Source organism: Colwellia aquaemaris (assembly GCF_057548755.1).
Genome location: NZ_BAAJLV010000001.1, coordinates 907116 through 919633 on the forward strand (window position 1 = coordinate 907116; position 12518 = coordinate 919633).

Here is a 12518-nt window from a genome sequence, read left to right on the forward strand (position 1 = left end):
TAAATTATTATGGAAAAAGATAAGATTATTATTGTTGGTGGGGCCCGAGACTACCATGTGGTTGATTGGTATAAAGCAATTAAGAGTATAGAAAAAGAAAAAGAAATTATTCTTTTAACAGATACTTACGAAAGCGAAGGCCTTAAGGATATGACCGATGAAACAATTACAACTGAAGATTTATTTTTGGTAGATCGGTTTTTGTTTCAAAAGCAATCTAAGATGTCAAATATTTGGCGAAATTTATTGAAGTTAATCATCCTTCCACTTCAAGTTTATAAGTTGAAAAAATTTAATCGCAATCTGAAATGTACGGCCGTTTATCATGCAATGCCAATGTATTATATGCTGGTTTGTTGGCTCGCTGGTTGCAAATATATCGGTACACCACAAGGCAGTGAAGTATTAGTTAGACCATTTCGTTCTCATATTTATCGCGTAATGGCTAAATATATCCTTAAGTCTGCAAGCATTATTACTGTAGATTCTGCGAGTATGCAGGAGGGAATAAAAAAGATTAGTAATGTCGATGCAATGATTATTCAAAACGGTATTGATTTAACTTTAATTAATCAATGTTACCAAAATAATAAAAATCATATTAGAGATAGATTAGTATCGATAAGAGGAATGACAGAATTATATAATATTTCGAAGATAGTTAGTGCTAGGAATCAAATAGCTCCAGAACAGGGTATTGATTTTATTTATCCTTTTGCGGATAATAATTACTTGTCAAGCATAAGTGACGAATTAATAGATAATGATCGATTGATAGGTCGGTTAGATAAAGCTGAAATGTATGGATTATTACTACAAACGTCCATTGTATTTTCAATTCCCTCAAGTGACTCTTCTCCTCGTAGTGTCTACGAAGCTATATTTTTAGGGTGTAGCGTAATTACTGTATATAATCCGTGGTTAGAAATTATTCCAAGTTGCATGAAAGAAAGGTTAGTTATAGTGGACTTGAATAAAACCGACTGGTTTAAAGATTCTGTAAAGAGAGGGCTGAGTATATCTGAAAAAAGATATATTCCTTCTAAAGAAGCAATAGATATGTTTGATGAAAAAATTTCTTTAAAACGAGTTATCGAAGAATTATATAAGTAAAAGGCTTTATGAAATGGTTGAAGTAAAAGTGTGCACTAACTGTGTAATGGATACAACAGATAGTAAAATAGTATTTGATGAAAAAGGTGTATGCGATCACTGTAATACATTTTATAAAGATATAGAGCCTAAATGGCATCCTGATGATAAAGGCTGGGCTGAAATCTCTAAAATCGCTGACGATATAAAGAAAGAAGGTGAGGGTAAAGATTTCGATTGCATTATTGGTATGAGTGGTGGAATTGATAGCTCATATTTAGTCTATTTGGCTAAAGAAAAGTTGGGCTTGAGGCCATTAGTTTTTCATGTAGATGCAGGTTGGAACTCACAACAAGCGGTTCATAATATTGAGCAAATTGTTGACCGATTGGGGTTGGATCTCTATACAGAGGTTATTGATTGGGAAGAAATGAAAGATCTTCAGTTATCTTTCTTTAAATCAGGTGTTTCTCATACAGATACACCACAAGATCATGCTTTTTTTGCTACTATGTATAAGTTTGCGAATAAATATAAGATTAAGCATATTCTTACTGGTGGTAACTATTCTACTGAGTGTATCCGTAACCCATTAGAATGGATGTATTTTCAGTCTGATGCACGCCAAATAAAGGATATTCAGAAAAAGTTTGGTACTAAGAAACTTAAGAACTTTCCATTGACCAATATTCTTTGGCATAAGGTTTATTTACCATATATCAAAGGTATTAAGGTTTATCGCCCACTTGACTTTATGCCATATGATAAAGAAGAAGCCACTCAGTTTTTGGTAGATAATCTTGGTTACCAACGATATGCACAAAAACATTTTGAATCTCGTTTCACGCGATTTTATGAGGGGTACTGGTTACCAGAAAAGTTCGGTTTTGATACCCGAAAAGTACAGTATTCTAGCTTAATTGTTACCGGTCAAATGACACGAGAAGAAGCCTTAGAAAAGCTCAAGAAGCCTGCGTATGATCCTGAAACTATAGATGAAGACTTTGAATATATTGCAAATAAGCTAGGTATTAGTACAGAAGAGTTGCGTGGTTATCTAAATGCACCGAACAAAACTTATAAAGATTACAAGAATCAGCAGTCTCTTTATGATGTGGGGGCTAAAGTGATGCGTGCACTTGGTATGGAGAAAGGCGGTAAACGATGATTGGTATCATTGATTATGGTTCTGGCAATATACAAGCGATTAAAAATATTTATAAGAATCTTAAAATTCCATGTAAGTTTGTATCAATGCCAGCTGAGCTTGAAGGTGTTACAAAGATTATATTACCTGGAGTTGGGGCTTTTGATGAAGCAATGACTCAACTTAATCAGTCTGGTATGCGCGAAATACTCGATACTATGGTATTGGAACATCGCACACCAGTCCTAGGTGTGTGTGTTGGAATGCAAATTATGGCATCAAGTAGCGATGAAGGTAAATTAGCTGGATTAAGTTGGTTTGATGCGCAAGTGAAGTTATTTGACGAAAATGATATTAGAACTAAGCCAAAATTACCGCATATGGGATGGAATGAAATCAATACTATGCGAGAGCATACTATTTTTAATTCAGTAGACTTTGAAAAAGGGTTTTATTTTTTACATTCTTTTTATTTTGCATGTCAAAATGACGAAGATGTTCTTGCTAATGCGCATTATGGCAAAGCGTTCAATTGTGCAGTTAATAAAGACAATATTTTCGGATTTCAGTTTCATCCTGAAAAAAGCCATTCGAATGGTATAAATTTATTTAAAAATTTTGCGGAGCTATAGCAATGTTACGTTCCCGTGTTATCCCTTGTTTACTCGTTCATAATAAGGGCTTAGTTAAAACTGTTAAATTTAAATCACCTAAGTATGTTGGCGATCCTATTAATGCAGTAAAAATTTTTAATGAAAAAGAAGTTGATGAGCTTATTGTTCTAGATATTGATGCTACGGTTAATGGTAACGAGCCTGACTATCAAATGATTGAAAACTTAGCAAATGAGAGCAGAATGCCGCTATGCTATGGCGGAGGAATTAAAACGCCAGAGCAGGCTCAGAAGATTATTAAGTTAGGTGTTGAAAAAGTAGCATTGTCAAGTGAAGCAATTATAAACCCTGAACTATTAGTTGAAATCGCCAATATTATTGGACGCCAAAGTATCGTTGTTGTGCTTGATATTAAAAAAACGCTCTTTGGTTCTTATGAAATATTTACACATAACGGTAAGAAAAAAGTAAAGAAAAATTTAATTGAATTTATTAGTGAGCTTGAGTCTTTAGGTATTGGAGAGCTCGTTATTAACTCTATAGATAATGACGGGGTTATGAAAGGATATGATTTGCCACTCGTTAAGAAAGTTAGAGAAAAAATCAACGTTCCTTTAACTGTTCTAGGGGGGGCGGGCTGTGCTGATGATATTCTTAAATTAATTGAAGAATACAAAGTTATAGGTGCATCTGCTGGTAGTTTATTTGTTTTTAAGGGAGTCTATAAAGCTGTCTTGATTAATTATCTTACAGAGCAAGCACTAGATAAAATTCGTAAAATTAGCAAAAGCTAATCATTAATATCATTATTAACATTGAAGTTAACTACATATGAAACAAATTCTCCAAAATATTGCTAATGGTGAAACACAATTAGTAGATGTGCCTTGTCCACAGAATAAAAACGGACAGTTACTGATTTCGACAACTAAATCATTAGTTTCCGTTGGCACGGAACGTATGTTAATCGATTTTGGTAAATCTGGCTGGATTCAAAAAGCGCGTTCGCAACCTGATAAAGTAAAAATGGTATTAGGTAAGGTAAAAACGGACGGCTTGATGCCTACTATTGATGCTGTTCGTTCTAAGTTAGATCAGCCTTTACCTTTAGGCTACTGCAATGTTGGTATAGTGCAAGATAATGGTAATACTGCATTTGAAGTTGGTTCACGTGTAATTTCAAATGGTAACCACGCAGAAGTAGTCAGAGTACCTAAAAACTTGTGTGCAGCTATACCTGATAATGTTGATGATGAAAGTGCGGCTTTTACCGTACTTGCAGCGATAGCAATGCAAGGAGTTCGGATAGCAAACCCGACCATTGGTGAAACTGTTGTTGTTACGGGGCTTGGTTTAATTGGGTTGATTACAGTACAGTTATTACGAGCAAATGGCTGTAGAGTATTAGGTATTGATTTTGATTCTTCTAAATGTGCTATGGCTCGAGAGTTTGGCGCTGAAACAGTTGACTTATCTCAAGGTGAAGATCCTTTAGCAAAAGCAAATGCGTTTTCTCGCGGTACAGGGGTTGACGCAGTCATTATCACCGCATCAACTAAAAGTAATGACCCTGTTAGTAATGCTGCAAATATGTGTCGCCAACGAGGGCGTATTGTTTTAGTTGGCGTTGTTGGCCTAGAGCTTTCGCGTGCTGACTTTTATGAAAAAGAAATTTCATTCCAAGTTTCATGTTCATATGGCCCTGGTCGTTACGATACTGAGTATGAAGAGAAGGGAAATGATTACCCTGTGGGGTTTGTGCGCTGGACAGAGCAACGAAATTTTGAAGCTGTACTGGATTTAATGTCTTCAGGGGCATTAGATATGAAACCATTAATCAGCCATCGATTTGAAATTGACGATGCAATTGAAGCATATAAATGCTTAGATGATCGTTCATCACTAGGGATTTTATTAAATTACCCAACTAATGCTGATGAATTGTTAACGAAAAAGCTTGTTGGTATCCGTGATGCAGAATCATACAGTTCACAAGACGCCGTATGTGGTTTTATTGGCGGTGGTAACTATGCTTCTCGTGTATTAATTCCAGCCTTTAAAGAAGCAGGGGCGAAACTTGATACGTTGCTTACTAGTGGTGGTGTTAGCGCTGTGCATCATGGTAAGAAGAATGACTTTGCCAATGCTTCAACTGACCTTGCACAATTACTTGATAATAAAGCAGTTAATACCACAGTAATTGCTACCCAGCATAATTTGCATGCTGAACAAGTTATACAGTCAATTAATGCTGGTAAAAATGTATTTGTAGAAAAACCATTAGCTTTAACACATGCTGAGTTAGATGCTATAGAGACTGCTTATAACGAACAAAACGGAAAATGTAGAGTGATGGTTGGTTATAATCGTCGCTTTGCGCCTCATATTATTAAAATGAAAGCCTTGCTTGCAAATGTTTCAGAGCCAAAAGCTTTTATTATGACTATGAACGCAGGTGCTATTCCAAGTGATCATTGGACGCAAGATGCTGAAGTCGGTGGTGGTCGAATTATTGGTGAAGCATGTCATTATATTGACCTAATGCGTTTTTTAGCTGGCAGTGAAATAACAGGGTTTACAGCTACTTCTATGGGCAAAGCTGATGGTGTTGAAATTACTGAAGATAAAGCATCAATTACGTTATCTTTTAAAGATGGTTCGTTCGGCACTATTAACTATCTAGCAAATGGCGGCAAAGCATTCGCTAAAGAACGTATTGAAGTGTTTGCTAACGATGGAGTTCTCCAAATTGATAACTTTAGAAAACTTATAGGTTATGACTGGAAGGGCTTCAGTAAAGATAAGCTAATGAGCCAAGATAAAGGTCAAGCTAATTGTTCTAAGGCTTTTATTGACTCCATTTCTAAAGGTGAGCCTTCTCCTATTTCATTTGAAGAGATTATGGAAGTTGCTCGTTGTTCTGTTAATATTGCAGAGTCGCTGAGAAAATAAAGTTTCTTTAGTGTTTTTAATATAGGGACTTAGTATTAACTATGTCCCTTTTTTGTTTTTATGATTAAACCGACACACAATTTATTAATGGTTTATTAATGGTTTATTAATGGCTAAGTTATCAATATATTTCCACACATTAAAATATCTTAAGTTTACACAAATTTATCATCGTATTCTAAGGCGGTTTAGTCACCCCCAAGTACGCTCTTTGATTGGTGAGTGCGCGTCTGTTTCTGGAAGTTGGGTATCGCAAGAAATTTATCGTCAAAAATTTTTAAATGAAACAGAAGTTGAGTTTTTAAACCATAAAGGAGCTGTTTATTCTGTCGATGATTGGAATAATGAAGGGCAGGAAAAACTATGGCTTTATAATTTACATTATTTCGACGACCTTAACTCTTTTGGGGGCTACTCTCGCAAGAAGTTGCAATTGCATTGGGTAAACAAGTGGATTGAAGATAACCCTGCTACTGATGGCGGTAATGGTTGGGAAGCATACACTTTATCATTAAGAATTGTAAATTGGAGCAAAGCTTTTTTATCGGGTTTGGAAACTAATGGAAAAATATTGAATAGTTTAGCCCAACAAGCTGATTTTTTATCTCAAGATCTAGAAAAACACTTATTAGGTAATCATTACTTTGTTAATTTAAAAGCATTACTGTTTGCGGGTTGTTATTTACAAGGTAAGGAAGCTGATAAGTGGTTAGCAATTGGTTTAAAAGATTTTGAAAAAGAGCTAAAAGAGCAAGTGTTAAGTGACGGAGGTAGTTTTGAGCTAACACCTATGTATCACGCTATTATGCTTACTGATCTACTAGACTTGTATAATTTATTTACCGCATTTCCATCACGAGTACCTACTAATTTGGTTGAGCTTACTAAACAATCAATTATAAAAATGTTTGGTTGGCTAGAAATCATGAGTTTAGGTGACGACAAGGTAAGCTTTTTTAATGACTCTGCTTTTGGTATTGCACCTGAAAACAATATTCTTAGAGAGTATGCGGGGAAACTTGGCTTTAAAATAAAACAATTAGAAGTTCCAATAGAAAAGCTAGCTGCTCATAATTTGCAAAACTCCGGCTATGTTTCAGTTAAGTCATCAAATATGAGCTTAATTGCGGATCTTGCTCCTGTCGGGCCAAGTTATATTCCAGGGCATGCACATGCTGACTCCTTATCTTTTGAATTATCGTTAGGTGATTCACGCGTCTTTGTTAACTCGGGTACTTCATTGTATGGAATGAGTGATGAGCGTTTACGGCAAAGAGGTACTTCTGCTCATAATACCGTGGAAATAAATACTAAAAACTCGTCAGAGGTGTGGAGTGGCTTTAGAGTAGCCCGTCGCGCTACTATCGGAAATCGAGTCATTGGTAACGTATCACAAGATCAAAAAGTTCAGTTTTCTGCAGCACACAACGGTTATAAAAAACAGGGTATAGACTGTATTCATCATCGTGTTTGGAATGTATCACTTACTAATTGTGTTATTGATGATGTTCTTAAGGGAAGCTTTAAGTCAGCTACAGGCTATTTACATCTTCACCCTGACGTAGAAGTTATTTCGGCTCAGGATAACAGATGTACTTTAATAATAAATGATTATGAAATTGATATTGAAGCGACGGGGGCTAAATTAGCTGTTGAAGGGTCAACCTGGCATCCTGAGTTTGGTATTGTAAAACCTTCGAAGAAACTATCACTAGAATATAACCAATCTAAAGTGACTTATAAAATTAAGTGGAAAAAACTGTAGTATGCACATTTTATTTTTAACTGACAATTTCCCTCCGGAAGGCAATGCTCCCGCAACGCGCACTTATGAACATGCGCGAGAATGGGTAAAGCTTGGTCACAAAGTTACAATTGTTACCGGAGCTCCAAACTTCCCTGAAGGAAAAGTTTTTGATGGTTATCGTAATAGTTGGTATTCAAAATCAGAGTTGGATGGTATTGAAGTACGTAGAGTAAAAACTTATATAACTGCGAATGAAGGTTTTGCTAAGAGAATATTAGATTTTATGTCGTTTATGGTAACTAGCTTTTTTGCTGGTTTGTTTGTTAAAAAGCCAGATGTAATTGTTGGCACTTCTCCTCAGTTTTTTACCGCTATTAGTGCATGGGCATTATCTGCTGTTAGATTCAAACCTTTTGTGTTTGAACTCAGAGATATATGGCCTGCATCAATTACGGCAGTTGGGGCTATGGGGCGTTCTTTACCTATTCGAATCCTTGAAAAAATAGAAATGTTTCTTTATCGAAGAGCCGATAAAATTATTTCTGTAACACATAGCTTTAAGTCTGAATTGATTGAGCGCGGTGTTGATGGCGAGAAAATTGACGTGGTGTTAAATGGCGTAGACCTATCGAAATATGAACCAGCTCTTCGTAAAGATGACGTTTTTGCTGAGCAATACGATTTATCCGATAAGTTTGTTGTTGGGTATATAGGTACTCACGGGTTGGCACATTCATTAGATAAAATAGTAGAAGCTGCAGAGTTGTTAACTGACTTAGATGATGTTCGAATTTTATTCGCTGGTGGTGGCGCCGCAAAGAGTGATGTTGAGAAGCTTGTTAAAGACAAAGGACTATCAAATGTTGTATTGATCCCAAGGCAACAAAAAGAGTTAATGCCCAAGCTATGGAGTTTATGTGATGTGTCACTCATTAGTTTAAAAGATACGGAGCTGTTTAAAACAGTTATACCATCAAAAATATTTGAATCAATGGGGATGGGGCTTCCTATGATTATGACTGCTCCACAGGGTGAAGCTACAGATATTATTAATTACAGCTCTGCTGGAGTTGTTGTTTCACCTGAGTCACCTTATGAAGTTGCTAGTGCTATTCGAACATTATATATAGAGCGCTCAAGATTAGACGAGTTTGCTATAAAGAGTGCTTTTTCAGCAAGTAACTATGATCGAAAAAAGCTTGCTTTATCGATGATTAGTAAAATTCAACCTATGATCAAATGATAAGCCTTGTGCTTAAATTTTTTATCTGTAGTATTTTAATTGAGAGCTGTATTACTTAAGTTAAAAAAGGACAAAAATGCCAAATAGAATTAAAAAAGCAGTAATACCTGTAGCAGGTCTTGGTACTCGCATGTTACCTGCGACTAAAGCTATTCCAAAGGAGATGCTACCAATTGTTGATAAGCCTTTAATTCAATATATTGTTAACGAATGTATTGATGCTGGTATTAAAGAAATTGTGTTAGTAACGCATTCTTCAAAGAATGCCATTGAGAATCATTTTGATAAATCGTTTGAGCTTGAAACAACGTTAGAGAAGCGTGTAAAGCGTCAGTTGTTAGATGAAATTCAAGCCATATGCCCGAAAGATGTCACTATATTGCATGTGCGCCAAGGTGAAGCTAAAGGGCTTGGTCATGCTGTACTAAAAGCACGTCCAATTATTGGCAATGAGCCATTTGTTGTGGTTTTACCTGATGTGATTTTGGATGAGGCATCTGCTGATTTAAAAACTGAAAACTTATCGGCTATGCTATCGCGTTATAATGAAGTGGGTGGCTACAGCCAGATAATGGTTGAGCCTGTGCCAATGGAACAAGTTAGTAGCTATGGTGTAGTTGATTGTGGTGGCACTGAACTTGTGCCAGGTGAGTCAAAAACTATGACGGCAATTGTCGAGAAGCCGCCAGTTGAAGAAGCTCCATCAAACCTAGCAGTTGTTGGCCGTTATGTACTTTCGCAAAAAATTTGGGAGTTGCTAAAAATAACACCACCTGGCGCTGGCGATGAAATACAACTTACTGATGCCATTGCCATGTTAATGGAAAAAGAAACGGTTGAGGCATTTCACATGTCTGGTAAATCTCACGATTGTGGTTCCAAGCTTGGCTATATGAAAGCCAATGTTGAATATGGCTTACGTCACCCAGAGCTTGCTGAAGAATTTAAAGCTTATTTAAAGCAATTAGTGCAAGAATAAATCTATTAAAAGTAATAATAGGTATATGGATATAAAACATTTAGCAAAGCATAGCGAACAAGCTAGTTCACGCAGTATTTTTTCTTTGTTTGAAGATCAAAAGCGTAGTGAAAAATACTCTTTATCGGCGGCTGGTTTATTCTGTGATTTTGCTAAACAAAATATAACCGACGCTGAATTTTCAGCGCTATTTACCTTGGCAGAAAGGGCGAATCTTAAAGAGAAAGTCGCCGCTCAATTTTCGGGCGAAAAGCTAAATAACACTGAACAAAGAGCGGTTTTACATACGGCTTTAAGAGCGCCAAACCCAGTTAAAGGTGATGTATTAGGCGTGCAAGCGCAAGAGGTAGTTGATACTGAAGCTAAAATGGCTCGGATTGTTGATGATGTGCAATCCGGTGCACTGCGCTCTATCACGGGGGAAAGATTTACCGATATTCTCGCTATTGGTATTGGTGGCTCTTATTATGGCGTTAAAATTGCACTTTCTGCGTTAGTTCCCTACCACCAACAAGGTTTAAAAGCGCATGTGCTTGCTAATGTCGATGGGGATGCGGCGCAAGAGAAATTCAATAAGCTTAATGCATGTACAACACTCGTTGTTGTAATTTCAAAAACCTTTACCACTCAAGAAACCCTGCTTAACGCCACTATTGTAAAGCAATGGATGTTGGCAAATCATCAAGCTAAAAAATATTCCGGCGATATTATTGCTCAGCATTGGTATGCAGTAAGTACTAATATTGCAGCGGCAACTAGGTTTGGCATTAAACAAGAAAATATCTTGCCGATGTGGGATTGGGTTGGCGGGCGTTTCTCTTTATGGTCAGCCGTTGGTTTACCGCTAGCGTTAGTTATTGGCAATAAACATTTTGCAGAGCTTAAAGCTGGCGCATATGAAATGGATTTGCATTTCAAACAAGCCCCTTTTAAGCAAAATATGCCGGTGATTATGGCATTACTAGGTATTTGGAATCGCAATGGTTTAGGTTATCCAAGCTTAGCCATTTTACCTTATAATCATGCCTTACGTGCGCTGCCTGGTTATTTGCAACAAACCGATATGGAAAGTAATGGTAAGTCGGTCTCTAATTGTGGCGAAGCACTTAACTATTTAACTGCGCCGGTGGTTTTTGGTCAAGAGGGTACCAATGGCCAACATGCATTTATGCAATTAATGCATCAAAGTGCCGATATTGTTCCGACTGATTTTATTTTATCACTCGCACCTACTAGCCAATATTTGGCTAACCATGATGCCTTAGTAGCAAATTGCTTCGCCCAAAGTGAAGCGCTTATGCAGGGGAAAACACTGGCACAGGCCCATGAGGAGTTATTAGCAAGTGGTGCATCTGAGCAAGAAGCTACGCGATTAGCGGTTCATAAAACCATGAAAGGTAATACGCCAAGTAATACCCTATTGATGGAGCAACTTGACCCTAAGTCGCTTGGCGCTTTATTGGCTTTGTATGAACATAAAATATTTGTTCAAGGCGTTATTTGGCGAGTGAACTCTTATGATCAGTGGGGAGTTGAGCTTGGTAAACAATTAGGTACAGAAGTGCTTAATACTATGGCTAAACCTATGCAAGATATTGAAAGTGAAACTTTATCTTGCTCTTCTTTATCATTAATTCGCCGTTATAAAACTAACTTAAAAAACAGCCTTGCTTAGATTGCTCACCTAGATAACTCCCTTTATATATCTTTTTGATATAAACAAGCTTTTACTTATATGGATAATGCGCTAATGCTGTGGCATGATATTTAACAATATTATGTTACCACCTTTAGTGAACAGCCATGCATTTAACACATTTACAAAAGCTTGAAGCGGAATCTATTCATATTATTCGTGAAGTTGCCGCCGAATTTGATAACCCTGTCATGCTTTATTCTGTTGGTAAAGACTCTGCTGTGCTTTTACACCTAGCACGTAAAGCGTTTGCGCCTGGCAAAATTCCATTTCCATTACTTCATGTCGATACCACATGGAAGTTTAAAGAAATGATCGAGTTTCGTGACCAAATGGCAAAAGAATATGGCTTCGATTTACTTGTGCATAAAAACCCAGAAGGTATTGCTATGGATATTAATCCATTTGTCCACGGCAGTGCTAAACATACTGATGTTATGAAAACTCAAGGTTTAAAGCAGGCGTTAGATAAGTACGGTTTTGATGCAGCTTTTGGCGGTGCTCGTCGTGATGAAGAAAAATCGCGTGCAAAAGAGCGAGTGTATTCATTTCGCGATAAAAATCATCGCTGGGATCCAAAAAGTCAACGCCCGGAGCTATGGAATATCTACAACGGCAAAGTGAATAAAGGTGAAAGTATTCGAGTTTTCCCTTTATCAAACTGGACTGAGTTAGATATTTGGCAATATATCTACTTAGAGAACATCCAAATTGTGCCGCTTTATTTGGCTGAGAAGCGTCCCGTAGTTGAGCGTGATGGCACATTAATTATGGTTGATGATGACCGTATGCCGATTGCCGAAGATGAAGAAGTGCAAATGAAAAGTGTCCGCTTTAGAACCTTAGGTTGCTACCCGTTAACAGGTGCGGTGGAATCAACGGCTTCGACATTACCTGAAATTATTCAAGAAATGCTATTAACGAAAACCTCAGAACGACAAGGGCGTGTTATTGATCATGACTCGGCCGGCTCGATGGAGAAAAAGAAAATGGAAGGTTATTTTTAACCTAATTATTTTCCAATTATTTTATTTTTTTAGCATTTTAT

Annotated in this window: 10 protein-coding genes; all 10 read left to right on the top strand. The window is 36.9% G+C overall.

The annotated features are described in order from the left end of the window. Positions 1-9: 9 nt before the first annotated feature. A complete protein-coding gene (locus tag AC27HL_RS04030) occupies positions 10-1113 on the top strand; it encodes a hypothetical protein (protein WP_487079088.1) in 1104 nt (367 codons plus the stop codon). A gap of 13 nt (positions 1114-1126) precedes the next feature. Continuing rightward, positions 1127-2260, top strand: coding sequence for an N-acetyl sugar amidotransferase (locus tag AC27HL_RS04035; protein WP_487079090.1), 1134 nt, complete (start codon positions 1127-1129; stop codon positions 2258-2260). Continuing rightward, entirely contained in the window at positions 2257-2871 is a 615-nt protein-coding gene (hisH, locus tag AC27HL_RS04040) for an imidazole glycerol phosphate synthase subunit HisH (RefSeq protein ID WP_487079092.1), read from the top strand. Before AC27HL_RS04035 ends, hisH begins: the two co-directional genes overlap by 4 nt. 2 nt (positions 2872-2873) lie before the next feature. Further along, the gene (locus AC27HL_RS04045) at positions 2874-3647 is read left to right on the top strand and encodes an AglZ/HisF2 family acetamidino modification protein (RefSeq protein WP_487079093.1); all 774 of its coding nucleotides are present in this window, start codon (positions 2874-2876) and stop codon (positions 3645-3647) included. Positions 3648-3684: 37 nt separating this feature from the next. After that, complete coding sequence (locus AC27HL_RS04050) at positions 3685-5805, top strand: bi-domain-containing oxidoreductase (RefSeq protein ID WP_487079094.1); 2121 nt, start codon at positions 3685-3687, stop codon at positions 5803-5805. Positions 5806-5914: 109 nt separating this feature from the next. Next, complete coding sequence (locus AC27HL_RS04055) at positions 5915-7570, top strand: heparinase II/III family protein (protein WP_487079095.1); 1656 nt, start codon at positions 5915-5917, stop codon at positions 7568-7570. A 1-nt stretch (position 7571) separates the two neighbouring features. Further along, on the top strand, positions 7572-8795 hold the full coding sequence (locus tag AC27HL_RS04060; RefSeq protein ID WP_487079096.1) for a glycosyltransferase family 4 protein: 1224 nt from the start codon (positions 7572-7574) through the stop codon (positions 8793-8795). 76 nt (positions 8796-8871) lie between these two features. Beyond that, a complete protein-coding gene (galU, locus tag AC27HL_RS04065; RefSeq protein WP_487079097.1) occupies positions 8872-9774 on the top strand; it encodes a UTP--glucose-1-phosphate uridylyltransferase GalU in 903 nt (300 codons plus the stop codon). 25 nt (positions 9775-9799) lie between these two features. Then, on the top strand, positions 9800-11449 hold the full coding sequence (gene pgi / locus AC27HL_RS04070) for a glucose-6-phosphate isomerase (RefSeq protein ID WP_487079098.1): 1650 nt from the start codon (positions 9800-9802) through the stop codon (positions 11447-11449). A 128-nt stretch (positions 11450-11577) separates the two neighbouring features. Next, the gene (gene cysD / locus AC27HL_RS04075; protein WP_487079099.1) at positions 11578-12477 is read left to right on the top strand and encodes a sulfate adenylyltransferase subunit CysD; all 900 of its coding nucleotides are present in this window, start codon (positions 11578-11580) and stop codon (positions 12475-12477) included. Positions 12478-12518: the final 41 nt, after the last annotated feature.

Bases quoted from the DNA above. Each gene is read 5' to 3' on its own strand.
- AC27HL_RS04055 (WP_487079095.1), top strand. From the start codon at position 5,915: ATGGCTAAGTTATCAATATATTTCCACACATTAAAATATCTTAAGTTT.
- AC27HL_RS04045 (WP_487079093.1), top strand. From the start codon at position 2,874: ATGTTACGTTCCCGTGTTATCCCTTGTTTACTCGTTCATAATAAGGGC.
- AC27HL_RS04060 (WP_487079096.1), top strand. From the start codon at position 7,572: ATGCACATTTTATTTTTAACTGACAATTTCCCTCCGGAAGGCAATGCT.
- cysD (WP_487079099.1), top strand. From the start codon at position 11,578: ATGCATTTAACACATTTACAAAAGCTTGAAGCGGAATCTATTCATATT.
- hisH (WP_487079092.1), top strand. From the start codon at position 2,257: ATGATTGGTATCATTGATTATGGTTCTGGCAATATACAAGCGATTAAA.
- AC27HL_RS04035 (WP_487079090.1), top strand. From the start codon at position 1,127: ATGGTTGAAGTAAAAGTGTGCACTAACTGTGTAATGGATACAACAGAT.
- galU (WP_487079097.1), top strand. From the start codon at position 8,872: ATGCCAAATAGAATTAAAAAAGCAGTAATACCTGTAGCAGGTCTTGGT.
- pgi (WP_487079098.1), top strand. From the start codon at position 9,800: ATGGATATAAAACATTTAGCAAAGCATAGCGAACAAGCTAGTTCACGC.
- AC27HL_RS04030 (WP_487079088.1), top strand. From the start codon at position 10: ATGGAAAAAGATAAGATTATTATTGTTGGTGGGGCCCGAGACTACCAT.
- AC27HL_RS04050 (WP_487079094.1), top strand. From the start codon at position 3,685: ATGAAACAAATTCTCCAAAATATTGCTAATGGTGAAACACAATTAGTA.